This is a genomic window from Microbacterium testaceum (assembly GCF_020781835.1).
GTDB lineage: Bacteria > Actinomycetota > Actinomycetes > Actinomycetales > Microbacteriaceae > Microbacterium > Microbacterium testaceum_H.
Genome location: NZ_JAJGNJ010000006.1, coordinates 176,942 through 202,960, shown reverse-complemented (window position 1 = coordinate 202,960; position 26,019 = coordinate 176,942). Strand labels below are relative to the sequence as shown.

Genomic DNA, 26,019 nt, shown 5'->3' with positions numbered 1-26,019 from the left:
GCCCCTGGATCGAGGGGCGGCGCCGGAAGAACGCTGTCGGATCAGGCGACCGGAGCGGTCGAGCCGCCACCCGATCCGCTGCTGCGGCGACGGCGACGGCGACGGGGGGCCGCGTTGCCGTCGTGGTGCTCGCTGCCCCCGCCGTCGTGCGTGCCTGCGCCCTCGCCGCGCGGCGCGGCGGTCGAGCCCTGCTCACCGCCGGACGCCGCGGCCGAGCCGCCGCGACGACGGCGGCGACGCCGCGCAGCGCCCTCGCCGCCGGCATCCGTGCCTTCGGACTTCTCCGCCTTGGGGGCCTGCGCCGCCTTGGGGGCGGTGACCAGGCGGCCCTTCGTGCCCTCGGGGATGTCGAGGTCGGTGTACAGGTGCGGGCTCGACGAGTACGTCTCGATCGGCTCGGGCTGGCCGAACTCCAGGGCGCGGTTGATGAGCGCCCACTTGTGCAGGTCGTCCCAGTCCACGAACGTCACCGCGATGCCCGTCTTGCCCGCGCGGCCGGTACGCCCGGCGCGGTGCAGGTAGGTCTTCTCGTCGTCGGGGATCGTGTGGTTGATGACGTGCGTGACGTCATTGACGTCGATGCCGCGCGCGGCGACATCGGTGGCGATCAGCACGTCGCGCTTGCCCGCCTTGAACGCGGCCATCGAGCGCTCGCGGGACTCCTGGCTCATATCGCCGTGCACGGCGGCGGCGTTGAAGCCGCGGTCGTTCAGCTCGTCGACGAGCTTCTGCGCGGCCCGCTTGGTGCGGGTGAAGATGACGGTCTTGCCGCGGCCCTCGGCCTGCAGGATGCGGGCGATGACCTCGTCCTTGTCGAGCGAGTGCGCGCGGTAGACGAGGTGCTTGATGTTGGCCTGCGTGAGGCCCTCGTCGGGGTCGTTCGCCCGCATGTGGATGGGGTTGGACATGAAGCGTCGGGCCAGCGCGACGATGGGCCCCGGCATGGTCGCCGAGAACAGCTGCGTATGGCGGATGGCGGGGACCTTCTGGAAGATCTTCTCGATGTCGGCGAGGAAGCCGAGGTCGAGCATCTTGTCCGCTTCGTCGAGCACGACCTCGACCGCGCCCGACAGATCGAGCAGTCGCTGGTTGTTCAGGTCGATCAGGCGTCCGGGCGTGCCGACGACGATCTGCGCGCCGGCCTTGAGCTGATCGATCTGGCCCTCATAGGCCTTGCCGCCGTAGATCGCCACGACGCTCGTCGCGCGGTTCTGGGTCAGCATGTCCATGTCCTCGTAGACCTGGACGGCCAGCTCGCGCGTGGGCACCACGATGAGCGCCTTCACACCCGGCTCGGGGGTGGGTCCGAGGCGCTGGACCACGGGGATGCCGAAGCCGAACGTCTTGCCCGTTCCGGTCTTGGCCTGGCCGATGATGTCCTGACCGGGCAGGCCCAGCGGGATGGTCTGCTCCTGGATCGGGAAGGCATCGACGATGCCCTTGGATGCCAGGGCATCGACGATGTCCTGATCGACGCCGAGCTCGGCGAAAGTCGTCATGAGCGTGCCTGTTCCGGCGGTGAGAGACCGCCTGGGGAGTCGGATCCACGCCCTCCACTCGTCCACAGGCGCGGGGCCCCGATCCGTCGCCGGGGCGAGTCCACTCTACCCGGCACGTGTTTCGGGGGTCCGACGCCTAGGCTGTACAGCGTGTTCGAGTGGTTCCGTCGTCGCAGGCCGGTCGGTCGCACGCTGCAGTTGCGTTCGCGCGGAGACCTCGGTGACGCGATGCGCGTGGACTTCGCCGAACTCGCCCCGGATATCGAGACGTTCCTCGGGCAGGCGGCGTATCTGCAGCTCGGATTCTTCGAGACGCTCAGCGAGCTGATCGCGTCCACGCCCGAACTCGCCGAGAAGGAGTCGCTCTCGCGCGCCGCGGGTGCCGCGCTCATCAAGCACCAGGAGATCGTGGCGGTCATCCGCGAGCGGGGGGCCGACCCGACGCAGCTCATGCTTCCGTTCCGCGAGTCGCTCGACGCGTTCCGCCGCAACACCCACGGTGTGCGGCCGCAGGAGACGATGCTGTCCGTGCACATCACGGCGGGCATGCTGGACGACTTCTACCTGGCGCTGTCGTCGAGCTACGGCGACACCGGTCGCCGTGTGGCGCGGATCCTCCAGGCCGACGACGATCGTCAAGCCATCGTCGAGATCCTCGGCGCCACGATCGCGAGCGACGAGGAGTGGCGATGGCTGCTCGCCCTGTGGGGCCGGCGGCTCGTCGGCGACACCCTGCTGGTGGCTCGGGCGGCGTTGGCGCACCCTCGCCTCGACCGCGACGAAGAGGCCAAGGTCGAGCCCGTGTTCACCGAGCTCATGGGCGCTCACGCGCGCCGAATGGATGCCATGGGGCTCGCGGCCTGACGCGAAGCCCTACGGCCCGTGAGGCGGCGTCGGTCAGATGCCCCGGCGGGCGCGCTCTTCGGCGTCGGCGCGCTGGCGTACGCGCGAGAGCAGCGGCACCAGAGCGAACGTGGTGGCAGCGGGCGCCAGAACGGCCACGATCCACAGGATCGGCGAGTCGACGCCGAGTCCGGCCCACGTCGCTGCCGTCCAGACGACCGCGGATGCCGCGGCCCCGGCCAACGGCGCGAGCGCGGCGCCGCGGAGGTCGCGGTGGCCGAGCGCGAAGTGCGCCGCGAGTCCGACGACCGCGCCGAGGATCAGTCCGAGGAGGATCTGCACGGCCGTGCCGTCAGGCGACGAAGCCGACGCGGCGGGCTTCCTCGGTGCCCAGCTCGACGAAGGCGAGGTTCGCCGTGGGGACGATGTAGGAGTTGCCCTTGACGTCGGTGAAGGTGACGTGACTGGCGGACTGGTCGAGCGCAGCGGCGATCGACGACTTCACGGCATCCGAGGCCTCGTTGGTCTCGAAGTTCAGCTCGCGGCCGGTGTTGGTGATGCCGATGCGGATCTCCACGATGCGTCCTTTCCGCCCGGGCTTCTCGGTCCACCCGGCGCGATGTTCCGACTCTACGACACCTCCGGAGGGGGGCTCCGCGCCCGCAGCCCCGCTTCGCGCACGGCGAACGGGGCGGGTCGTCGAGCCCGTGTCGGAGGCCGCGGCTAGCGTGGTGGGCATGGGAATTCCGGATGCCGTCACCGTCCCCCGCGGGGGCGGCTCGGTGCCGGGCATCGGCGCAGAATCCGTCCGTCCGGGCGTTGCCGACCGGTGGGCGGCGCGGCCCCTCGAGTCGGTCGAACTCGATGCCGAGCAGCGCATCGTGGTCGAGTGGGCCGCCGAGACCAGCGGGACCGTCGTGGGAGCGCCCGGGTCGGGGAAGACATCGACGTTGCTCGCGCGCGCGCGAGCGCTCGTCGCGGGTGGCGTCGACCCCGACCACGTTCTGGTGCTGACGCCGACGCGGCCGGCGGCGACCGCGTTGCGCGATCCCCTCGCGCTCGCGGTCGGTCGCGCCACGGCAGGGGCGTTGGCGCGGTCCGTGGCATCGTTCGCGTTCCAGATCGTTCGTGGTGCCGAGGTGCGGCGCGGCGCCGAGCCGCCGCAGCTGCTCACCGGGGGCGATGAAGACCAGATCATCCGGGAGCTCCTCGAGGGCGATGCGCTCGACGAGGTCGAGGGGCGGTCCCGGTGGCCCGAGTGGCTCGGGCCGTCCATCCGGGCGACGCGCGGCTTCCGGGGCGACCTCCGCGCCTTCCTCGCCGAGTGCACCGACCTCGGGATCGCGCCCGACGACCTCGCCGCTCTGGCGGAGCGGCACGGTGTCCCGGTCTGGGCCGCGGTCGGCTCGTTCGCCGCCGAGTACCGCGCCGTTCGCGCCGAGATGCGCGGCGCCCACCGCGACGCGGCCGACCTCGTGCGCGAGGCCGTGGCGGTGCTCGACGAGGCGGCGGTCGATCGCGAACTGCTCGGCCGCTTCGCCTCGATCCGTTGCATCCTCGTGGACGACGCGCAAGAGCTCACGTCGGGCGGAATCGATCTGCTGCGCGCGTGTCGGGAGCGGGGGATCGGCGTGGTCGCGTTCGGCGATCCCGACGTGGGCTCGGGTGCGTTCCGCGGCGCCACCCCCGAGAACTTCGCGCGCCTCGCCGCCGAACTCGGCGGCCCGGTGGCGCTCGGCGATCCGCATCGGGGGACGGCCGAGCAGATCGATCTCGTGCGCTCCGTCGCGGCGAGGATCGGCGCTGCCGGCGTCGTGGCGCACCGCCGCGCCCCGGTCGGCGCCGCTCCCGAAGGGTCGGTGCGTACGTTCCTTCTGCGTTCCCCCGCCGAAGAGGCCGACGCCATCGCCCGCCTGCTGCGCGAGCGCCACGTGCTCGACGGCGTGCCGTGGAGCTCCTGCGCCGTGATCGCACACGATTCCCGCCAGGTGGCCTCGCTCGAGGCCGAGCTGGCGGCCCGCGAGGTGCCGGCGCGCGCCAGCGGCCCCGGCCTTGCGCTCGGTGTACAGCGCCCCGTCCGCGATCTCGTCGCCCTGGTCGAACTCGGCATGCGCGATCCCGACACCTGGACGCCGGATGCCGTCCTCGATGCACTCCTCGGCACCTACGGCGGACTCGACCCCATCGAGTTGCGACGCCTGCGCGCGGCGCTGCGTCAGGAGGAGCTCGCCGCGGGCGGGACCCGATCGGCCGCCGAGCTGCTGGCCTCGGGCCTGCGGCATCCGCTCGAATTCGAGACGATCGACACGCGCGAGGCCCGGCGGGCGACGCGGCTGGGTGAGACCCTCGCGGCGCTGCGGGCGCAGGCCGATCGGCGCGCGACGGCCCACGAACTGCTGTGGACCGCATGGGAACGCAGCGGGCTGTCCCGGCCGTGGCGTGAGGCTTCGCGCGGACACGGTCCGCTGGCGGAGCAGGCCGACCGCGACCTCGACGCGATCGTGGCGCTGTTCCAGGCCGCGAAACGGTTCACCGAGCGCGAGCCCGACGGCGAGGCCGCCGTCTTCCTTCGGTCGGTCGTCGACAGCGATGTCGCCGAAGACCGCATCGAGCAGCCCGCCGTCGTCGACACCGTTCGGGTGTTGACCCCGGCGGCCGCGGCCGGTACGGCTTTCGACACCGTGGTCGTGGCCGGCGTGCAAGAGGGGGTCTGGCCGAACACGCGTCTGCGCGGAGGGCTCCTCGAGACGTGGCGACTCGCCGATGCGCTGCAGTTCCCCGACCTTCCCGCCGCGGGCACGCTCGACCGGCGTCGCGCCGCGATGCACGACGAGCTGCGGCTCTTCGTGCGGGCCGTCTCGCGCGCGCATGCGCGGCTGATCGTCACGGCCGTCGATGACGACGACACCGGACCGAGCGTCCTCTTCGAGATGCTGCCCACACCCGAGCCGGCGTCGTCGGTGCCCGAGCACCCGCTGTCGTTGCGCGGTCTCGTGGCGCGTCACCGCCGAACGCTCACGTCGCCCCGCACCCCGGCCCGAGAGCGTCGCCACGCCGCCGGACAGCTCGCTCTGCTCGCGGCCGCCGACGTCGCCGGTGCCGCGCCCGAGCAGTGGTACGGCGTGGCAGCGCCGAGCTCCACAGCGCCGCTGCGCGACCTCGAGCGCGAAGACGTCCGGGTGTCCCCCTCGCGTCTGCACGCGCTCGAGCAGTGCGAACTGGACTGGGTCATCGGCGACCTGGGCGGTGATCGCAGCGGGACCACGGCGGGTATCGGGACGATCATCCACGCAGCGCTCGAGACAGCCTCCACCGGGACCGAGGACGCCCTGTGGGCGGTCGTCGAGGAGCGCTGGGGCGAGCTCGTCTTCGACGCCGCCTGGCGTGAGCGCGCAGAACGCGTGCGTGCGCGGGAGCTGGTCCGTCGACTCGCCGCCTATCTGCGCCGTTTCGACGACGCCGGCGGGCGACTCGTGGGGGCCGAGCGGCACTTCGAGGTCGCGATCGCCGTCGACGACGCGGTGGAGCACGGTGCCGTCCTGAGCGGCGACATCGACCGGGTCGAGGTCACCGCGAGCGGCGAGGTGGTCATCGTCGACCTCAAGACGGGGAAGAACGAGCCGCAGACCGACGCCAAGGTCGCCGACAATCCGCAGCTCGCGGCCTACCAGCTGGCTTTCGCCTCCGGCGCGATCGAGCAGGTCGCCGGGATGCCGCCGGGTGGGGCGAAACTGCTGGTCCTGCGCCCGACCGCCGCGACCAAAGACTACGCCGAGCCGCACCAGGCGCCGTTCGACGACGAGGCGCGTGCGCTGTTCGTCGAGCGTGTGCAGCGCGCCGTCGGCGTGATGCGAGGGCACCGGTTCGCGGCGCCCTACGAAGTGCACTGCCGCGACGAGTTCTCGTTCGGGCTCTGCCGGATCCACACGATCTCGGCGGTGAGCGCGTCGTGACGGCGACGCTGTCGGCCGCCACGATCGCGGCCGCCCTCGGCCAGTTCCCGCCCACGCCCGAACAGACGGCGGTCATCGAGGCCCCGCTCTCGCCCGCTCTCGTCGTGGCCGGGGCCGGGAGCGGCAAGACCGAGACGATGGCAGGCCGCGTCGTGTGGCTCGTGGGAAATGGGATCGTCCGTCGCGACGAGGTCCTCGGGCTCACCTTCACGCGGAAGGCCGCGGGGGAGTTGGCCGAACGCATCCACCGCCGCCTGCACCGGCTGTCGGAGTTCGAGGTCCGCGGTCTGCTCCCGGTGCTCCCCGAGCTGCACGCGGCGGGGCGTCTCGCCGTGTTCGCCGACCTCGCGCAGCTCGAGGCAGCCCGCAGCGACGCGGAGCGTCGACGGGTCCTGGACGCCCTGGCCCTCGAATACGCGGTCTCACCCGACGGGGCGGGCGACGACGATCAGCTTCTGCACCGCCCCACGGTGTCGACCTACAACAGCTTCGCCGACGCCATCGTGCGCGAGCATGGTCTGCGCATCGGGCGGGACTCGGAGTCCGCCGTGCTGTCGGAGTCAGCGGCATGGCTGCTCATGCGACGCGTCGTGTTCACCTCCGACGACCCGCGCTTGGAGGAGCGGCAGGAATCGCCGCGGACGCTGATCGACGCGGCGCTGCGCATCGCTCGCGACAGCGTCGACAACCTCGTCGACCTCGATCGTCTCGCCGCGTTCCCCGACGAGTTCGGCCGCATCGTGGAGCGCCCGTCGACCTCGGCGCGCGTGAGCGTCTACAAGGACGTGTCCGAGGCGGCATCCCGCGTCTCGGCCCTCGGAATGCTCGCCGCGCTGGCGGCGGACTATGACCGCGAGAAGGCGCGGCTGGGGGTGATGGACTTCGCCGACCAGGTCGCCGGGGCCCTGCGGATCGTGCGTGAGCATCCCGCGGTGGTCGAGGAACTGCGGTCGCGCTATCGCGTCGTGCTGCTCGACGAGTACCAGGACACCTCCGTCGTGCAGACCGATCTGCTCTCGACACTGTTCGCCCGGACCGGCGTCATGGCCGTCGGCGACCCGCACCAGGCGATCTACGCCTGGCGCGGTGCGAGCGCCGGCAATCTCGGCGGGTTCCCGGCTGCCTTCGCGCCCGACGGCGGATGCCAGAGGTTCTCGCTCCTGACGAGCTGGCGCAACAGTGGGAGCGTGCTGGCGGCCGCGAACGCGGTGCTCGCGCCGCTCGCACCTCGCTCGCCCGTCGCGGTGGAGGAACTGCGATCACGCCCCGGCGCGCCCGCGGGGGTCGTCGAGGCGTTCTTCGAGCGCGACCTCGACACGGAGGCCGACCGCGTCGCCGCGTGGTTCGCCGGTGTGCGGGCGACCCGCGCGGCGGAGGGTAAGGCAACGACCGGTGCGGTGCTCTTCCGCAGCAAGAAGCACATGGTGCGGTTCGGCGACGCGCTCGGACGCCGTGGCATCCCGCACCGCATCCTCGGACTCGGTGGGCTGCTGACCACCCCCGAGGTGGTCGACGTCGTGTCCGCCCTGCGTGTGATCAGCGATCCGGAGGCGGGATCGGCGCTCATCCGTCTGCTCTCGGGACCGCGGTGGTCGATCGGGCTCGCGGATCTGCGCGCCCTCGCCCAGCTCGCCCGACGGCTCGCCACCCACGACGCAGCGCTGCAGCCGCTCGCGCCGGACGTCGTCGACCGGCTGCGGTCCACCCCCGGTGCCGACCGGGCGTCCCTCGTCGACGCGCTCGACTTCGTCGCGCGCCAGACGGACGGACACGGCTGGCTCACCGACATCACCCCCGAGGGACGTGCGCGTCTGCGCGAGGCGGGGGCCGTCTTCGCCGGGCTGCGACGCAACATCGGTGCGCCGATCCCCGAACTCATCCGGCTCATCGAGACCGAGCTGCGGCTCGACATCGAGCTCGCCGCGAACGAATCGCGCGGACCGGCTCGCATCGCCTCTGCGCAGTTGCGTGCGTTCGTCGACGAGATCCGAGGGTTCCTCGCCGCGGACGAGTCGGGTTCGGTGACGAGCCTGCTCGCGTGGCTCGATCACGCGGAGCAGGCCGACGAGTTCGCCCCGCGCACGGAACCGCCCGAAGACGACGTCGTCCAGCTGCTGACGATCCACGGGTCGAAGGGTCTCGAATGGGATGCCGTGGCGGTCGTGCGTCTCGTCACCGACGAGCTGCCCTCGATCGCCCGGGACACCAAGGGGTGGCTCGGTTTCGGCATCCTCCCGTCCGACTTCCGCGGGGACTCGGCGTGGTTGCCGGTCTTCGGCTGGCGCGGCGCGGAGACGCAGCAAGAGCTCAAGGCCGCGATCGACGCGTTCGTCGAGGCGAACCGAGCTCGGCAGCTCGACGAGGATCGTCGCCTGGCGTACGTCGCCTTCACCCGGGCGCGCGACCACCTGTTGTTGTCGGGCTCGAGCTGGTCGGGGACGAAGCGTCCGCGGCGTCCGAGCGTCTTCCTCGACGAGGCGACCGAGGCGCTCGGCATCGACCTCGGCATCGACGATCCCGGCGACGATCCGTACGACGGCGAGCGACGCGTGCTGCACTGGCCGCTCGACCCGCTCGGCGCCCGCCGCACGGCCGTGAGCGCCGCTGCCGACGAGGTCGCCGAGGCACGACGGCTGCCGCCCGCCGATCCGGATGCCGATCTCGACCTGCTGCTGGCCGAGCGCGCGGCGCGCCTGCGCCCGACGCACACGCCCGCCCCGACCCGCATCCCCGCCTCGAAGTTCAAGGACTTCGTCGCCGACTACGGCGGGGCGGTGGAAGAGTTGCGGCGGCCGCTTCCGGAACGCCCGTACCGGCAGACCCGGCTGGGAACGTTGTTCCACGCGTGGGTCGAGAAGCGGTCGGGCATCGTCGGCTCGGGAACAGGGCTCGACGATGCGGGGCTGTGGGACGACGAGGACGACGGCGCCTCGGCTGCGGACTCGGCCGAACTCGCGCGGCTGCGCGAGATCTTCGAGCGGTCCGAGTGGGCAGGTCTGCAGCCGCTCGAGGTCGAGACCGAGATCGACTTCGTCACCACCCGCCTGGACGGTCGCCCGCACGTCGTCATCTGCAAGCTGGATGCCGTCTACCGCCGCGGCGACCGGTACGAGATCGTCGACTGGAAGACCGGTCGTCCGCCGACGACGGATGCCGAGCGCCGCTCACGGATGCTGCAGCTCGAGCTCTATCGCGACGCATACCACGCCAAGCACGGGATACCGTTCGACCTCATCGACGTGACGTTGTTCTACGTCGGCGACGAGGTCGTTGTCCGGGGGTGAGGTCCGGTCCAGACGCGGCGGGCGAGAGCCGGCGACCCGCGCAGATCAGGCGCCGTCGCGCGCGACACCCCACCGACGGAGCGCCGCGCGGGTGGCGCGTGCGGCGTCCTCTTCGTCGTCGATCGCCTCATGGAGCGTCGCGGCGTCGATGACCTCGCCGGTCTGAGACGCGTCTCTGCGCGCGGGGCCGTCGCCCGTTCCATCGGTCGCGGCCTCGGCCGCTTCGCGCGAGGCTGTTGCGGGCGTCCAGCCCTCCAGGTCGATGGGAGCGGTGGGGCCGGGTTCGGCGTCGTCGACGTCGCTCACGCCGAAGTCGGTGGTCGCGCCCTGCGCAGTGTTCGCCTGCGCCTCGGCGAGGGCGGCGGCGGCCGCCTCGCGGTCCCGCTCGACCGAAAGGTAGAGCGACAGGGCCTCGGGGTCGTAGGCGTCGGTCTGCATCGACGTGTCGATCGTCGACGCCGCGGCGGGAGGCACGCGCTCGACCAGTGCCAGGGCGTCGTCGATGTCGGAACGCGTCGTCGGGACGATGTGGTCTCCCCGCACACCCTCGGCGAGAGCCTCTAGGAGCGCGACGGCGTCCGCGACGACCTCGGATTCCCCCGCGTCGTGACCGTGCACGAGCCACTTGGCGAACTCCAGCTCGGCGTACAGGCGCGCCCGCTCGCGCAGGAGCGGATCGGGGGAGCGCTCACCGGATGCCGCGTACCCCTCGTAGACATCGTCGATCGCGGTCGGCGCGGACGCGAGCCACCGCAGGTCGACGGCCGGGTCCCCGACACTGAGTCCCGCCCAGTCCAGGATGCCGCTGACCCGAGGAACACCGTCCGCGTCGTCGACGAGCAGGATCGAGGCGCTGGTCGCACCGCCGAGCACGACCGCCGACTCGAACCGCCACAGGTCCGCCTCGTGCAGGGCGCGTCGCCAGCGCATCATCAGGCCGTCGGGCACGCGTCCGGTGGCATCGGCGCGGTCGAGAAGGCGGGCGACGTCGTCGCGCACCTGTTCCGGTGCACGGACCGGCAGCCCATCGGTGCGCACGATCGAGACCGGGAGGGCGTGGACGGCGGCGAGGGCTCCACCGATGGCCGGTGCGTACCCCGGCCCCTTGGGCAGCTCGGCCGGATCGATGCGGTAGCCGTCGATGACGTCGACCACGAGCACACGATTCGCGCCGCTGCCGCTCTCGCCCACCACCTGCGGCGCGGCGAACGGCAACAGGGCGCGCACCCCGGACGTCAAGGCGTGCAGAGCGCGAGACTCGGCGGCGAGGTCGGCAGCGGTGTCCTCGCTCGTCGGCATCCGGACGACCACCGTGCGTCCGTCCTCGAGCGAGATGAGCGCGGAGTCGAATCGCCCGCCGGCGTTCTCGGTGAGCGGGGCGGCGCTCGTCACACCGATGCGGGGCAGGGCCGCTGTCGCGGACGCGGCTAGAGTGAGGGGCGAGCGTGCCATGCCCCCAGGGTAGGTCGGTCGCTCGCCCGATCCCCCCGCGCCACGCCCTTGAGAGAGGTGTTCGATGCCGCTGTCCGTTCCCACGGTCCCCGGTTCCTGGCCGGGCGGAGCGCTCGATCGAGCCGGGGCGGAGCGTGACGTCGACGGACTGCTCGACGCACTGAGGGAAGTCTCTGACACGGCCGTCCTGGTGATCCACGGCGACGCTGCTCCGGTGGTGGACGCGCGTCTCGTCCTGGTTCCGGTGTCTGCCGTCACCGACGCCCGCGAATGGGCCTTCCTCGGCCGGGCCTCGAACGGGTCGGCACTGCTTCTCGCGGTGGTCGACGAGGGGGCGGCCGTCGAGGTGCCCGGCGGGGCCCGGTGGGCACCGCTGCGCGCCGTGGGAGGCGACCTCTCGGCGGATGAAGCCGAGATCCTCGGGACGGCGGTCGCGCTCGCGGGCTGGTTACGTGATGCGGCTTTCTGCCCGGCGTGCGGGACGGCTACGGTCCTTCGCCAGGGCGGATGGTCGCGACACTGCCCGCGGTGCGGACGGGAACACTTCCCGCGCACGGATCCCGCGGTCATCGTGCTCGTGTCGTCGGCGGACGATCCTGATCGCATCCTCCTCGGCGCGAACGCGGCCTGGGGCGGCAGCCGGTACTCGTGCTTCGCGGGATTCGCCGAGGCCGGGGAGTCGCTCGAGGACACCGTCGCGCGTGAGATCTGCGAAGAGGCCGGTGTGCGCCTGGGCGACATCCGGTACCGCGGGTCGCAGGTGTGGCCGTACCCGCGATCGTTGATGCTGGGCTTCCGGGCGACGGCGCTCAGCGACGACGAGGCCCGCGCCGACGGCGAGGAGATCGTCGAGGTGCGCTGGTTCGACAGAGCCGAGATCGGGGCCGCACTGCGCGGCGAGAGTGCGATACAGCTTCCCGGTACGGCATCCATCGCCCACCGGTTGATCGACGACTGGTACCGGGGCCTGATGTGAGCGCGGATCCACTGAGCGGTCTCGACGAGCATCAGCTCGAGGCGGCCCGGGCGCTCCGCGGTCCGGTGTGCGTGCTCGCGGGCGCGGGGACCGGGAAGACCCGCGTCATCACTCGGCGAATTGCCCACGGTGTCGACACGGGGGCGTACTCGCCCCAGCGGGTGATGGCGGTGACGTTCACGGCGAAGGCGGCCGGGGAGATGCGCGGTCGACTGCGGGCCCTTGGGGTCACGGGGGTGTCGGCGCGGACGTTCCATGCCGCGGCGCTGGCGCAGGTGAACTTCTTCTGGCCGACCCTCGCGGGCGACCAGGCGCCGACGATCATCGACAACAAGGTGCGGATGCTCGCCCACGCCGCCGACGGCGTGGGCCTCGCCCCGGACACGGCGACCCTGCGGGACGTGGCGGGCGAGATCGAGTGGCGGAAGGTCACGATGCGCTCGATCGAGCAATACGCGTCCGATCGCCCCGGCGGCATCGGGCGCTTGAACGTCGATCAGGTCGTCGCCCTGCAGCACGCGTACGAGAAGCTCAAGGACGAGCGCCGGCAGATGGACTTCGAGGACGTCCTGCTCACGTGCGCGGGCATGATCGAGGCGGAGCCCCGCGTGGCCGCAGCGGTGCGCGAGCAGTATCGGCACTTCACGGTGGACGAGTACCAGGATGTCTCGCCGTTGCAGAACCGCCTGCTGGAGCTGTGGCTGGGGGACCGTCGCGATCTGTGCGTCGTCGGCGACGCGAGCCAAACGATCTACTCGTTCACCGGTGCGGACTCTCGGTACCTGCTCGAATTCGACCACGTCCACGAAGACGCGCGGGTCGTGCGTCTCGAGCGAAACTATCGCTCCTCCGCCGCCGTTCTCGCCGTCGCCAACGACCTCATGCGCGGGCGCGCGGGTGCCCTGGAGCTCGTCGCCGCGGCGCCGGAGGACGCTCCGATCCCGACCGTGCGCGCCTACGACGACGAGGAAGCCGAGGCCGAGGGCGTCGCCGCGGCGATCGCTGAGGCCGTCCGCGCGGGGACCGACCCACGGGCGATCGCCGTCCTCTATCGCTCGCACGCGCAGTCCGCCGTCCTGCTGAGCGCTCTGGCGAAGCAGTCGATCGCCGCGACGGTGCTCGGCGGCCGGAAGTTCTTCGACCTCCCCGAGGTGCGGCAGGCGCTCATGGCGCTGCGCGCCGCGTCGGTGGCGCCCGTCGAGACCGGATTCCTCGCCACCGTCCGCGATGTGCTTCGCAGCGTCGGTCTCACCGACGAACCGCCCGCCGCGGGCGGAGCGCTGCGCGACGCGTGGGAAGCCCGCGCCGCTCTTCTCCGGCTCGCCGAGGAAGCTCCGGCGGGCACCGACCTGCGCTCGTTCACCGACGATCTGCAGGCCCGCGCGAAGGATCAGCACGAGCCGGCGACCCGCACGGTCACGCTCGCGACACTGCACGCGGCGAAGGGCCTGGAGTGGGATCACGTCCACCTCATCGGGGTGAGCGAGGGCCTGCTGCCGATCTCGTACGCCCAGACGTTCGAGGCGGTGGACGAGGAGCGACGGCTCGCGTACGTCGGCATCACGCGGGCCGCGCGAACGCTGTCGGTGAGCTGGTCACGCGGGCGAGGTCGAACGGAGCGGATCCCGTCGCGTTTTCTTCGAGAGATCGGCAGCGGCAGTCTGCGCTCGGCCGATGCGTTCGCCAGACCCGCTGGAGCGAGTCGACGCGCAGGTGCAGGGAGCGGGTCACGGAGTCGATCCGACCGCTGAGGAGGTGCCGGGCCGCGCGTGCCGCTTCCACGGACAGCGCGACATCGACGTCGGGTTTGGGCCGTGCGAGCAGCTGCGCGGCGATGAGCGGCCAGGCCGGATCTTCCCGTCGGCGACCGGCATCCAAGCAGCTGAGGCACGCCGTCAGCCCGGGAGCGATGACCGGGCCGACGGTCGCTGTCGAGCCGCTGAGCACGAGCGGCAGGTGGACCACGTCGTGGCGCGCCAGATCGACCGCCCGCCTCGGATCGAGACGGTGGGCGGCCAACAGCACCACCCGGCTGCCCTCGGGTGCGGCGTGCGTCGCTGGACCCGCCCAGTCGATGACGGGGGTGCGGGCGGGCAGGGTGGCGAGCACGACACGGACCGCCGCGGACGGCAGATCGTCGGAGACCTGCAGCACGAGGGGAGAGGTGCGCCGTCTTCGCAGCAGCGCCGGAGAGAGCTGTCCGATCAGGTCGTCGGCGTCGCGGTCGGCGCCGCCGTGCACGCGGACGAGGGCGCGGAGGGCGGCGCGCGACGTCCCGGCCTCGAGCGCGCTCAGCGCGGCGTCGGTCCAGGGGAACCGGTGCGAGAGGTGGGCCCGTGACGGGGAACCGAACTGCACGGTTCCGTCGTGCCGCCAGAGGGGTGGAGCGGAGGGGTCGAGTCGGAGCATGCCCCGATGATGACGCGCCCGGTGGCGTCGGCCCCGGTTCTCCCCAGGGCCCGATCGGGGAAGGGCCCCTGGGGAGGAGCGATCAGACCGGCCGCTGGTCGCCGGGCGTCGGGTCGTCGTCGTCGCGCGGTGCGTCGTCCGCCGAGCGATCCGGCCCCGCCGGGGACGCGTCGCCGGGGGCGGACCCTCCCGCCGTCTCCTCGGCGATCAGCTGTGCGAGAGCGTCGTCCATGGCATCCGACGGCGCCGCCTCTCCGCGCGAGGCGGCGGTGAGCCGGGCGACCAGGCCCGCGTGGTCGTCGATGTCCTCGGCCGAGGGCATGAGGTCGGGGTAGTCCCACAGCCCGTCGCGCCCGCTGACGCCGACGGCGTCGGTGACCGCGCGCCACATCGCCGCGGCCTCGCGCATGCGCCGCGGTCGCAACTCCAGGCCGACGAGCGAGCCGAGCGCCTGTTCGGCGGGTCCGCCGACGGCGCGGCGGCGCCGCACGGCCTCGGCGATACGTGCGGCCGACGGGAGCCGTGAGGTGGCGTCCTCGGTGACGACGTCGACCCAGCCCTCGATGGTGGCGAGCAGATTCTCCAGGCGCGTGAGCGCCGCCGTCTGCTCTTCGGACCGCTGGGGCAGGAGCGCACCGCTTTCGAGGGCGCTGCGCAATTCGTCGGGCTGGGAGGGGTCGAAGCGCGAGGCGAGCTCCTCGAGGGCGTCGGTGTCGACGCGGATGCCGTGCGCGAACTCCCGTACCTGCGAGATCACGTGCAGTCGCAGCCAGCGGGCGTGCCGGAACAGTCGCGCGTGCGCCAGCTCCCGCGTTGCGAGGTAGAGCGCCAGCTGATCGTCGGGGATCTCGAGGTCGCGGCCGAAGTCGGCGAAGTTCTGCGGAAGGATGGCGGCGTCGCCGTCGGGCATCACGGGGATGCCGACGTCGCCTCCGCCGACCACCTCGGTCGATAGCCGTCCGACGACGTGGCCGAGCTGGGTTGCGAAGAGCGAGCCGCCGACGGTGCGCATGAGCCGACCCGCGCCGGCGATCATCTCCTGCATGTCCTCAGGGGCCTGCTGTCCGAGCGCGTCGGTGAGAGCGTCCGCGATGCTCGTGGCGACGGGCTCGGCCAGCTCCTGCCACACGGGCAGGGTCGCGCTGACCCAGGCGCCGCGCGTCACGGCTTTCGCCGGTCGGGGGAGGTCGCTGATCGTCGTCGCCTCGCCGAGCCACAGGGCGGCGAGCGCGAACGCCTGATCGATGTCGGTGCGCTGCCCCGCGGAGACGCCGAGTCCGTCCTGGTTGGCGATATGCAGGGCCTGACGTTCGGCGAGGCTCCAGTCGATACCGTCCTGCGCGCCGGAGAAAGCGCCTTGCAACTGATTCATGACCGCCTGCATCATGGCCGGGTCGATCTGCATCCCGGACAGGCGCGAGAGCTGCTCGGGGTCGAGACCCGACATGTCGCCCGACATCAGGCGCCGCATGAGCTCCTGGAACTCCTCCTCGGGGTTCCGGTCGTCGTCTGCCACTTCAGCCGCCTTTCAGCCGGGTCAAGGGGAACGGCATCTACGCTAGTCGCACGTTTCCCCGCTTCCCTCGGCTCGGCCCCTCGCCGCTTACGCCGCGCGCGAACGACCCGGCAAAGGTAGGACCCGTGACCCTCTTCGACGAGAACGTCTCCGTCGTGCCCGCCCCGCGGCGCCGTTGGAGCCGGTCGACCGTCTTCGGAGCGTGGTCGCTGGTGGTGGCCACGCTGATCCTGTTCGTGTTCACGTTCGTGCCGTCGCCGTACGTCATCCAGCAGCCGGGGCCCGTTCTCAACACGCTCGGCACGTCCCCGGACGCCGACGGCAACGAGGTGCCGCTGATCACGGTCCCGGGTGAGCAGGACACCCCTTCGGAGGGACAGCTCGATCTGCTCACCGTGCAGGTCAACGGCAATCGCGAGCGCACGCCGAGCTGGATCGAACTCGCGCAGGCGTGGTTCGATCCGTCGCGCGCCGTGGTGCCGCTGGAACGCATCTTCCCCTCGGGGCAGTCGACGGAGCAGCGCAACACCGAGAACGCCGCGCTGATGAGCGACTCTCAGCTGGAGGCCTCCGCCGCGGCGCTGCGCGAGCTGGGCTATGACGTTCCCCAGGACATTGTGGTCGGGACGGTCGACGACGCCGGCGCCTCGGCCGGCGTGCTCGATCTCGGCGACGTGATCACTTCGCTCAACGGCGCACCGGTCGCCAACGTGGAGGAGATGCGCGCGGCCGTCCAGACCGGGGCGGGTGCTCCCGTGACGCTGGGCATCGATCGCGACGGCACCGAGAGCTCCGTCTCCGTCACGCCGCGGCTGACCGACGTGAACGGTGAGCAGCAGTGGTTGCTCGGCGTGGGTCTCACCCTGGGTTTCGACCTTCCGGTCGACGTGCAGATCCGGCTCAACAACGTCGGGGGCCCGAGCGCCGGCATGATGTTCGCGCTGGGCATCATCGACAAGATGTCGCCCGGCGACCTGACCGGCGGCGAGCACATCGCTGGTACGGGAACCATCGATGCGGACGGCAACGTCGGCGGCATCGGCGGCATCCGTCAGAAGTTGTACGGAGCGCGGGATGCCGGTGCCGACTGGTTCCTCGCACCTCAGGCGAACTGCAACGAGGTCGTGGGCCATGTGCCCGATGGCATCCGGGTCTTCTCCGTCTCGACCCTGCAGGACTCCCTGACGGTGCTGGAGACGATCCGCGACGGGGGCGACCTCGATGCCCTCCCGACCTGCGTCGGGACCAGTGCTGCGGGATCGTAGTATCCACGGCGTTCCCCCAGAGGGCGACGCCTAGGATGGACGCGTGACCACGACCTCAGCGCCGAACCAGGCCACGCCCCCGAACCGTTCACGACGGATCATCTCGATCTCGCTGGCGGTCATCGCCGCCCTGGTCGTGGCGTTCTTCGTCTTCGCGAACCTCTACGCCGATTGGATGTGGTTCTCGCAGCTCGGCTTCACCGAGGTGCTGACCACGCAGTGGATCGCGCGGACCGTGATGTTCGTCATCGGGTTCCTCGCGATGGCCGTGCCGGTGTGGGGCGTCATCCAGCTCGCGTACCGGCTCCGCCCGGTGTACGCACGGCTGAGCTCGCAGCTCGACCGCTACCAGGAGGTCGTCGAGCCCCTTCGCCGCCTCGCGATGTGGGGCATCCCGATCTTCTTCGGCTTCTTCGCCGGGTTCGCCGCCTCCGCACAGTGGGAGACCACGTGGCTGTGGTTCAACGGAGTCGCCACCGCGACGACCGACCCGCAGTTCGGTCTCGACACGGGCTTCTACCTGTTCGCCCTGCCGTTCTACACGACCGTCCTCGGGTTCGCCTCGGCCGTGGTCCTGGTCTGCCTGCTGCTCACCGCCGTGGTCTCCTACCTCTACGGCTCCGTGCGGGTCGGTCAGCGCGAGCTGCGCATCTCCAAGGCCGCGCGCATCCAGCTCGCGGTGCTCGCCGGCCTGTACCTGCTGCTGCAGGGCGGCAGCCTGTGGCTCGACCGCTACTCGACCCTGATCACTCAGGAAGACCGCATCACCGGTCCCGGATATGTCGGGGTCAACGCCGTCATCCCCGGCCAGACGATCCTCGCGATCGCGGCGGTCATCGTGGCGGTCGCCTTCTTCGTGACGGCCGTCATCGGTCGCTGGCGCTACCCCCTGATCGCGACCGCCCTGCTCGTGGTGTCGGCGGTCGTGGTCGGAGCGGCGATCCCGTGGGCGGTCACGACCTTCCAGGTGCGCCCGAACCAGCTGGCCCTCGAGAGCCAGTACTACCAGCGCAACATCGACAGCACGAAGGCCGCGTACGGCATCGACGACGTCGAGAAGGAGAACTTCGAGGCGACGACCACGGCGCAGGCCGGCCAGCTCCGCAACGACGCCGCCTCGACGGCCCAGCTGCGCATCATGGACCCGGCCATCATCGGCCCCACCGTGCGTCAGCTCGAGCAGTATCGCGCCTACTACCAGTTCGGCAACCCGCTCGATGTCGACCGTTACCAGATCAACGGGCAGACTCAGGATGCCGTCGTGGCCCTGCGCGAGCTGAACATCGGCCAGCTCGGCGACGCCGCCACGTGGCAGAACACCACGCTGGTCTACACCCACGGATACGGAATGGTCGCCGCGGCCGGTAACGAGCGGACCGACGACGGCGATCCCGTCTTCCTCGAGCAGGCGATCCCGGGCACCGGGTTCCTGACCGACCTGAACTACGAGCCGCGGATCTATTTCGGCGAGCAGTCGCCGCCGTACTCGATCGTCGGCGGACCCGAGGGCGGCGAGGACATCGAGCTGGACTACCCGATCGGCGCCGACGGCGGCACCGAGACCCGCACTACCTTCCGCGGCGATGGTGGCCCGAGCGTGGGCAACGTCTTCAGCCGCCTCATCTACGCGCTGAAGTTCCAGTCCGAGCAGATCCTCTTCTCTGACTACGTCAACGCCGACTCGCAGATCCTGTACGACCGCAATCCCAAGGACCGCGTCCAGAAGGTCGCCCCGTACCTGACGCTCGACAGCGACCCCTACCCGACGGTGGTGGACGGACGCATCAAGTGGGTCATCGACGGCTACACGACGAGTGCGAACTACCCCTACTCGTCGAGCGTGTCGCTCTCGCGGGCGATCGCGGACTCCAACACCCCGTCGCCGACCTACTCGCTCGACAACATCAACTACATCCGCAACTCGGTGAAGGCGACCGTCGACGCCTACGACGGCAGCGTCACGCTCTACGCCTGGGACGGTGAGGACCCGATCCTCCAGGCGTGGCAGAAGATCTACCCGTCGAGTCTTCAGCCGTGGAGCGAGATGTCGGCCGACCTGATGAGCCACGTTCGCTACCCGACCGACCTGATGAAGGTGCAGCGTTCCATGCTCGGCGTCTACCACGTCGACGATGCCCGTTCGTTCTTCCAGCAGGACAACCGCTGGACCACCCCGAACGATCCGCAGGACCCGAACACCCTGCAGCCCCCGTACTACCTGACGATGAAGATGCCCAGTCAGGAAGCCCCGACCTATTCGATGTTCACGAGCTTCATCCCGGCATCCCAGGGGGGCCAGGCGCGCAACGTGCTGACGGGCTATCTCGCGGTCGATTCGAATGCGGGCGATCAGCAGGGCGCCAAACGCGAGGACTACGGTCGCTTGCGCATGCTCGTGATCGATGCGGCCACGACGGTGCCGGGGCCCGGCCAGGTCCAGAACACCTTCGACTCCGACACGGCTGTGTCGTCGCAGATCAACATCCTGCAGCAGGGGCAGTCACAGGTGCTCAACGGAAACCTGCTGACCCTGCCGGTCGGAGGTGGCCTGCTGTACGTCCAGCCGGTGTTCGTGCAGTCGTCGGGCGGCACGCAGCTGCCGCAGCTGCGGCGTGTGCTGGTGGCCTTCGGCGACAAGATCGCGTTCGAGAACACCCTGAGCGAGGCGTTGGACAGCCTGTTCGGCGGTGATTCGGGTGCCGACACCGGTGACGAAGCGGTGACGCCGACCGACCCGGCGGACGAGGGCGGCGAGGGGACCACGCCCGAGGTTCCCGCCGGCGATTACGCTGCGGCCCTCGCCGAGGCGCAGGCCGCGCTGACCGCCCGCCAGGCGGCGCTCACCGCGGGTGACCTCGCCGAGTTCGCGACGCAGGACGCGCGCCTGACGGCCGCGGTGCAGCGTCTGATCGACCTGCAGGCGGAAGGCCAGGGCTCGACCTCCACCGAGACACCGGCGGGCTGACCCCCGTTCCCCGCCGAGACGCCGGCGTCCGCCGGGACGCCGGCGTCTCGCCGTTCCCCACGTCTTCACGGGTACCGACGAGGTCGAGTGTCCAAGACACGCCGATGGCACGGTCCAGGGATCGGCGTGTCCTGGACACTCGACGTTCGTGCGGCGCTCGCGCCGCGCCCGCGCCCGCGCCGCGCCCGCGCCGCGCGCGTGCGGCACCGGCGCGCGCCCGCCGCGCCCGACCGTGCGGCTACGCGCTCAGGAACCACCACCAGATCAGCAGCATGGTCGTGCCGAAGCCGGCGATCTGGTTCAGCCACAGGAAGCGGTTCCAGCCGACCGTGGCGGTGTCCGAGGTGGCATCCGTCACGTTCCGGTACGGCCAGCACACGACGAGGTAGGGGATGACCAGGAGCGCCGCGAGCGGGCCGGGCCACGCTGTGACGAGCATGGCGACGCCGGCGAGGGCATAGGCGACGAGGGCGAAGCGCACCGTCCAACGCGCACCGCGGGCTGTGGCGATGGAGGAGATGTCGGCGGCGCGGTCGGCTTCGACGTCCTGGACGGCGCCGAAGGCGTGAGACGCGATGCCCCACAGTGCGAACGCGACGAGGACGGCGACGAGCTGCCAGGTCCAGGTCGCACCTGCGAGCACCAGGCCGTACACCGCGGGGGAGAAGAAGTGGATGCTGCTGGTGACCGAGTCCGCGAACGGCCGCTCCTTCAGCCGCAGCGGCGGTGCGGAGTAGAACACGACGAAGAACAGGCTCAGAGCGAGCACGAGCCAGGATAGCGGTGAGCCGACGACGACCAGGAACACCACGAACGGCAGACACGACAACGCCGACGCCCACAGGGTGATCGGGTGCATCCGCTTGGCGAGCACGGCACCGTGGGTGCCGCCTTTGCGGGGGTTCCGCAGATCGGACTCGTAGTCGAAGACGTCGTTCACGCCGTACATCGCGAGGTTGTACGGCACGAGGAAGAACAGGATGCCGACGATCAGCGCGGCATCGATCTGGCGCGCGGTGAGCAGGTAGGCGGCGGCGAAGGGGAACGCCGTGTTGATCCAGCTCACGGGACGCGATGAGACGAACAGCTCGCGCAGCACGTGTCCGGGGGTGAGGGCGGGGGTGCTCATGCGGTGTCCCTCCGAGCGGCGACGAGTGAGAAGATCGCGGGGACGAGGAACGCCGCGCAGACCGGGTAGGCGAAGTCCTCGAGCGGTGCGAGTCCGACCTTGATCCCGCTGAGGTGGGCCGCGGGGTACGAGAACAGGTCGACGGCGATCATGATGTTGTCGAACACGGCGGTCAACACGACCAGTACCAGGGCGGTCCACGCCGAGGCGCGCATGCGGCGTGCGAAACCGGGCCGCCGGGCACTCGACAGTGTGACGGCCACGGTCAGGGCGACGAACGGCAGAACGATGAGCGGGTACGTCACGGTGCCGACTCCTCGACGTCCTCGCGGGCGGGATCACCGGCATCCCGCGATCCGCGCGTCCGCTCGAAGACGCTCCACAGCACGAGCGCGAGGTAGCTGAGGAAGAGGAGGAAGAACACCTCTTCCAGAGGCAGGTGCGGGGCCAGGTCGATGCCGACGAAGAGCGGGCTGTCGCCCTTGACGAAGATCCCCGTGACGATGCCGACCGCGTCCCACGCTAGAAAGAACGCGGTGCCCAGACCCACCGCGAGCGCGGCGCGTCCCGGAGCCCTGCGCAGAGCGAGGCCGAACTTCAGATCGATCGCGATCATGCCGGCCAGGGAGAACAGGATCGCGCCCAGGTAGACCCCGGGCACCTCAGACCGCCGCGCGAGCAGGCTCGTTCAGGGGCCCGGCGGTTCGGTCGCCGGTCAGGCGCTTGACCACGAGCTCGGCCGAGATCAGACACATCGGAAGCCCGATGCCCGGTAGCACGGAGGTGCCGGCGTAGTAGAGGTTCGACACCTTGCGCGAGCGGTTCTTCGGACGGAAGATCGCGCTCTGGCCGAGCGTGTGCGCGAGACCGAGCGAGTTCCCGTGCCACGCGTGCAGGTCGTGAGCGAAGTCCTCTGGCGCGATGGTCTTACGCACCACGATGCGGTCGGCGAAGTCCGGGATGCCGGCCCACTCGCCGATCTGCGCGATGACGCGGTCGGCCGCGGCCTCGATGCGTGGGTCGCCGGCGCCGTCGACACCGCCACGACCGCTGACGGGATCGGCGGGGACGGGGACGAGGACGAACAGGTTCTCGTACCCCTCCGGGGCGACGGTGTCGTCCGAGGCGCTGGGACGGCAGACGTAGATGGATGCCGGATCGGGGATGCGCTTGTTCTCCCCGAAGATGGCCTCGAAGTTCGTGTGCCAGTCGTCGGTGAAGAGCAGCGTGTGATGGGTGAGCTGCGGCAACTCCCCCTTCACGCCGAGCAGCAGCAGCAGCGCGCCGGGGCTCGGAACGCGGTCCTTCCACCACTTCTCGGGGTACTGGCGGTCGTCCTCTTCCAGCAACTGCGTCTCGGTGTGGTGCAGATCGGCGCCCGAGACCACGGCATCCGCTGAGACCACCCGGCCGTCGGCCAGCCGGATGCCACGGGCGATCCCGCCGTCGGTGATGATCGCCTCGACCGGGACGCCCGTCTCGATTTGGACGCCGCGCTTGAGGGCGAGGCGTTCGATGGCGCGGATGATCTCGGTGAAACCGCCCCGCGGGTAGAGCACCCCGTCGCCGAGGTCGAGGTGGCTCATGAGGTGGTAGAGGCTCGGAACCTCGAACGGGGAGCCCCCCAGGAACACGGAGGGGTAGGCGAGGATCTGCTGTAGCCGCGGGTTGGCGAAGTCCCGGGTGACGCGCTTCCACAGGGTCTGCGTGAGCAACGGGATGAGCGTCGGGAGCCGCTTGATGAGAGCGGGGTCGCGCAGACCCTGCGTGGAGGAGTACGTGTCGTAGAGGAACTTCGAGGTCGACAGCTCGTAAGCGTCTTTCGCCGAGTCCAGGTAGGCCTCGACCTTGTCGCCCGAACCCGGCTCGTGCGCCTCGAACAGCGCGCGCACCGCTTCACGGCCAGATACGACGTCGATCGGCTCTCCCTTGCCGGGAGGGCCGTAGACCCGGTACGCCGGGTCGAGGCGGACGAGGTCGAGCTGCTCGGCGGCGCTGGTGCCGAGCAGTCGGAAGAAGTGGTCGAACACCTCCGGCATGAGATACCAGCTGGGGCCGGTGTCGAACCGGAATCCGTCGCTCTCCCACGAGCCGGCGCGGCCGCCCAGCTGGTCGCGGCCCTCGAACAGCTGCACCTCGTGCCCCTGGTCAGCCAGAAGGGCGGCGGTGCCGAGACCGGCGATCCCTCCTCCGACGACGACGATGCGCTGGGAGGTCATACGTGGGCCCCTTTCGGTGGGCGTCCGAGGAAAGCACGTGCGGCGAGCGTCGCCTTCACGCGGTCGGGGACGCGGACGCGGGGCGCGCCCGCTCGGGTGCGGCGCAGGCGCCGCGACAGTTCGGCGAACAGGTCGTGCGCGGCGGTCACGGCACGACGGCAATCCGGTGGCAGCAGGGGCACGGTGGCCGCCGCGGCGGCGAGGTCGGCGTCGATCCGGTCGAGCACCGCCGTGCGGCGTTCGTCTCCCGCGGCGCCGTCGAGGTAGTCCCGGCCCAGGCGCACGGCATCGTCGTCGAGGTCGCGGAGGAAGTTGACGTCCTGGAACGCCGCGCCCAAGCGGCGCGCGCCGTTCACGAGATCCGCGGCGGGTTGCGCCGGGGCCGTCATCCCGGCGTTCAGAAAGACCTGGAGGCACATCAGGCCGACGACCTCGGCGGACCCGTAGACATAAGCGTCGTGCGACGCGTCGTCGTGGGCGGCCGTGTCCAGGTCGGTCCGCATCGATGCGAAGAACGGGGCGATGAGGTCGTCGCCGATGCCGCACTCACGCGCGGTGCGCGCGAAGGCGTGCACGACGAGGTTCGCGCTGAAGCCCGAGGCGATGGCATCCCGCACCTCGTTCTCGAGCGCGTCGAGCGCCGACCGTTCCTGCGCGGGGGAGAGACCGGCGTCGTGCGCAGGTCCGTCGACGATCTCGTCGGCCACGCGCACGAGGGCGTAGATGTTCCGTACGTGCGGTCGCGGTCGCGGACCCAGCAGCCGGCACGCCAGCGCGAACGAGGTCGAGTATCTGTTGATGACGGCGGCGGCGGCGTCCTCGGCCGTTCGCGAGTACAGCGCGAGACCCGTGGCCTGTGCGCTCACGGCACGCGTCCCTGCACGGCGTCGACCAGATCGTGCAGCATGGTGCGGCAGTCCTCGGGCAGCGTGGATGCCGTCACGATCGCGCGTGCCTCCTCGAGCGTCTCCCGGACGAGGTCTTCGAGCCGTGCTCGTGCCCCTGAGTCGCTCAGCGCACGCTGTGCGGCGCGGATGGCGACGGGACCGGTGTGCGCCTGTGCCAGCGCCTCGCTGACCTCCGGCCATGCCTCCGTCTCGCGCGCGAGGACGATGAGGTGCGTCTTCTTCGCCTCGCGGAGGTCGCAGCCCTCGTCCTTGCCCGACACCTCGGACGAGCCGAAGGCGCCGATGAGGTCGTCGACGAGCTGGTAGGCCAGTCCGAGCCGCTGACCGAAGCGCTCGAGCGCGGCGCGTGCGGGTCGGTCCGCCCCGGCGAGCACCGCGCCCGCCTCCAGGGGGGCCGAGAACGAGTACACGGCCGTCTTGTCGTGCGTGGTGCGCAGGATCGTCTCGGCGTCGACCTCGTGGGCCGACACCGCGTTCTCGACGTCGGCGAGCTCGCCCGCGGCCGAGACGAGGACGGCGTCCTCGACGAGGCGCAGCAGTTCGCCGCGGACACCCGTCGGTAGGTCGGCGAGGGCGACGAGACGCCCGGCCTCGTGCAGCAGGAGGTCGCCGGCGAGGATTCCGGCCGCATCTCCGAGGAGCGCCGCGCCGGTGTCATCCGCCCCGCGCTCGCGACCGCGGGCGCGGAACTCCCCGCCCACGTTCGCCACGCCGCGGCGCTCGATGTCATGGTCGATGACGTCGTCGTGCACGACGAAAGCGGTGTGCAACAGCTCGAACGCGGCGGCGACCTGGTAGAGCGCGTCACGGTCTGCGTCCTTGCCGCGCAGCGTGTCGAACGCGGCGACGACGAGCAGCGGGCGGAACCGTTTGCCTCCCTCGGTGGAGCGGGCGACGGCGGATGCCAGGGCCCGGGCGCCTTCGCCGTGCCCGCGCAGGCGTCGGGCGAGGCGTGCGACGACCACCTCGATCGCGTCATCGATCGCGGCCCGTGCCGTGGGGGTGGTCGAGAGGGCGATCATGAGGCCGCCCGGATGGCCGGTGAGCGCGAGAACAGGTGAAGCTGTTGGGCTTGGAGAACGAGCCACGGGCTGAATGCCCACGGGGTCGACTCCAGCGCCGCGGCGAGATCCGCCGGATCGACCCACCGCGATTCGGCCACTTCGGCGGGGTTCAGCCGCGGCTCCTCATCGGTGCGGGCGACGTACACGGGGCAGATCTCGTGCTCGACGATGCCGCTGGAGTCGACGGCCCGGTAGCGGAAGAGGGGGAGGGCGAGCTCGACGTCGCGGATCGTGAGTCCGACCTCGAACGCGGCGCGCCGGTGGACAGCCTGCAGGACCGGTTCGGCGGGAGAGGGGTGGCCGCAGAACGAATTCGTCCAGACGCCGGGCCAGGTCTTCTTCTCCAGCGCACGTCGGGTCACGAGGACCTGGCCGTCCGCGTTGACGACGTGGCAGGAGAAAGCGAGGTGCAACGCGGTATCCGTGCCGTGGACGCTGGACTTGGGCGCGGTGCCGATCTCGTTGCCCCAGTCGTCCAGGAGGACGACATACTCGGTCTCGCTCACCGTTCCTCCTTTTTGCTAGTTTAACTAGCTA

At 71.0% G+C, this 26,019-nt stretch carries 19 protein-coding genes; 7 read left to right on the top strand and 12 right to left on the bottom strand.

Annotated features, from left to right (window positions below):
• Positions 1–41: 41 nt before the first annotated feature.
• On the bottom strand, positions 42–1,499 hold the full coding sequence (locus LL239_RS10800) for a DEAD/DEAH box helicase (RefSeq protein WP_228163444.1): 1,458 nt from the start codon (positions 1,497–1,499) through the stop codon (positions 42–44).
• A 150-nt stretch (positions 1,500–1,649) separates the two neighbouring features.
• Between LL239_RS10800 and LL239_RS10795 the strand changes: the two genes are divergently transcribed.
• Positions 1,650–2,363: a ferritin-like fold-containing protein gene (locus LL239_RS10795; protein ID WP_228163443.1), complete on the top strand. Its 714-nt coding sequence runs from the start codon at positions 1,650–1,652 to the stop codon at positions 2,361–2,363.
• Between the two features lie 33 nt (positions 2,364–2,396).
• On the opposite strand, the gene LL239_RS10790 is transcribed toward LL239_RS10795, so the two are convergent.
• Both LL239_RS10790 and LL239_RS18040 read right to left on the bottom strand, forming a co-directional pair.
• The gene (locus LL239_RS10790; RefSeq protein WP_228163442.1) at positions 2,397–2,684 is read right to left on the bottom strand and encodes a hypothetical protein; all 288 of its coding nucleotides are present in this window, start codon (positions 2,682–2,684) and stop codon (positions 2,397–2,399) included.
• A 10-nt stretch (positions 2,685–2,694) separates the two neighbouring features.
• Positions 2,695–2,919 carry a DUF3107 domain-containing protein gene (locus tag LL239_RS18040; protein WP_228163441.1) on the bottom strand — a complete coding sequence of 75 codons (225 nt, stop codon included), beginning with the start codon at positions 2,917–2,919 and terminating at the stop codon, positions 2,695–2,697.
• A gap of 160 nt (positions 2,920–3,079) precedes the next feature.
• Between LL239_RS18040 and LL239_RS10780 the strand changes: the two genes are divergently transcribed.
• Together LL239_RS10780 and LL239_RS10775 are read left to right on the top strand one after the other, a co-directional pair.
• Positions 3,080–6,295: an ATP-dependent helicase gene (locus LL239_RS10780; RefSeq protein ID WP_228163440.1), complete on the top strand. Its 3,216-nt coding sequence runs from the start codon at positions 3,080–3,082 to the stop codon at positions 6,293–6,295.
• Positions 6,292–9,579 carry an ATP-dependent DNA helicase gene (locus LL239_RS10775; protein ID WP_228163439.1) on the top strand — a complete coding sequence of 1,096 codons (3,288 nt, stop codon included), beginning with the start codon at positions 6,292–6,294 and terminating at the stop codon, positions 9,577–9,579. The genes LL239_RS10780 and LL239_RS10775 overlap by 4 nt, the downstream gene beginning before the upstream one ends.
• Before the next feature lie 45 nt (positions 9,580–9,624).
• Here the strand turns inward: LL239_RS10775 and LL239_RS10770 are convergent, their stop codons facing one another.
• On the bottom strand, positions 9,625–11,031 hold the full coding sequence (locus tag LL239_RS10770) for a phosphotransferase (RefSeq protein WP_228163438.1): 1,407 nt from the start codon (positions 11,029–11,031) through the stop codon (positions 9,625–9,627).
• A 64-nt stretch (positions 11,032–11,095) separates the two neighbouring features.
• Between LL239_RS10770 and nudC the strand changes: the two genes are divergently transcribed.
• Complete coding sequence (gene nudC / locus LL239_RS10765; protein ID WP_228163437.1) at positions 11,096–12,007, top strand: NAD(+) diphosphatase; 912 nt, start codon at positions 11,096–11,098, stop codon at positions 12,005–12,007.
• Complete coding sequence (locus LL239_RS10760) at positions 12,004–13,758, top strand: ATP-dependent helicase (protein WP_228163436.1); 1,755 nt, start codon at positions 12,004–12,006, stop codon at positions 13,756–13,758. The genes nudC and LL239_RS10760 overlap by 4 nt, the downstream gene beginning before the upstream one ends.
• 740 nt (positions 13,759–14,498) lie before the next feature.
• Here the strand turns inward: LL239_RS10760 and LL239_RS10755 are convergent.
• Positions 14,499–15,887, bottom strand: a complete 1,389-nt coding sequence (locus LL239_RS10755; RefSeq protein ID WP_267189168.1) for a zinc-dependent metalloprotease — start codon at positions 15,885–15,887, stop codon at positions 14,499–14,501.
• A gap of 170 nt (positions 15,888–16,057) precedes the next feature.
• On the opposite strand from LL239_RS10755, the gene LL239_RS10750 reads away from it, so the two are divergent.
• Positions 16,058–17,197: a YlbL family protein gene (locus tag LL239_RS10750; protein ID WP_228163434.1), complete on the top strand. Its 1,140-nt coding sequence runs from the start codon at positions 16,058–16,060 to the stop codon at positions 17,195–17,197.
• Positions 17,198–17,240: 43 nt separating this feature from the next.
• Positions 17,241–20,162 carry a UPF0182 family membrane protein gene (locus LL239_RS10745; RefSeq protein ID WP_228163433.1) on the top strand — a complete coding sequence of 974 codons (2,922 nt, stop codon included), beginning with the start codon at positions 17,241–17,243 and terminating at the stop codon, positions 20,160–20,162.
• 238 nt (positions 20,163–20,400) lie between these two features.
• Here LL239_RS10745 and LL239_RS10740 read toward each other — a convergent pair whose 3' ends face one another.
• Genes LL239_RS10740 through idi form a run of 7 tightly spaced genes read right to left on the bottom strand, consistent with a single transcriptional unit; the run spans position 20,401 to position 25,988 of the window.
• Positions 20,401–21,291, bottom strand: coding sequence for a prenyltransferase (locus LL239_RS10740; RefSeq protein WP_228163432.1), 891 nt, complete (start codon positions 21,289–21,291; stop codon positions 20,401–20,403).
• Entirely contained in the window at positions 21,288–21,596 is a 309-nt protein-coding gene (locus LL239_RS10735) for a lycopene cyclase domain-containing protein (protein ID WP_228163431.1), read from the bottom strand. Before LL239_RS10735 ends, LL239_RS10740 begins: the two co-directional genes overlap by 4 nt.
• Positions 21,593–21,952, bottom strand: a complete 360-nt coding sequence (locus tag LL239_RS10730) for a lycopene cyclase domain-containing protein (RefSeq protein ID WP_228163430.1) — start codon at positions 21,950–21,952, stop codon at positions 21,593–21,595. Before LL239_RS10730 ends, LL239_RS10735 begins: the two co-directional genes overlap by 4 nt.
• 1 nt (position 21,953) lies before the next feature.
• Positions 21,954–23,510 (bottom strand): phytoene desaturase family protein, encoded by a 1,557-nt coding sequence (gene crtI / locus LL239_RS10725; protein WP_228163429.1) that lies wholly within the window; start codon positions 23,508–23,510, stop codon positions 21,954–21,956.
• Positions 23,507–24,376, bottom strand: a complete 870-nt coding sequence (locus tag LL239_RS10720; protein WP_228163428.1) for a phytoene/squalene synthase family protein — start codon at positions 24,374–24,376, stop codon at positions 23,507–23,509. The genes crtI and LL239_RS10720 overlap by 4 nt, the downstream gene beginning before the upstream one ends.
• On the bottom strand, positions 24,373–25,440 hold the full coding sequence (locus tag LL239_RS10715; protein ID WP_228163427.1) for a polyprenyl synthetase family protein: 1,068 nt from the start codon (positions 25,438–25,440) through the stop codon (positions 24,373–24,375). The genes LL239_RS10720 and LL239_RS10715 overlap by 4 nt, the downstream gene beginning before the upstream one ends.
• Positions 25,437–25,988: an isopentenyl-diphosphate Delta-isomerase gene (idi, locus tag LL239_RS10710; RefSeq protein ID WP_228163426.1), complete on the bottom strand. Its 552-nt coding sequence runs from the start codon at positions 25,986–25,988 to the stop codon at positions 25,437–25,439. Before idi ends, LL239_RS10715 begins: the two co-directional genes overlap by 4 nt.
• Between the last annotated feature and the right edge of the window lie 31 nt (positions 25,989–26,019).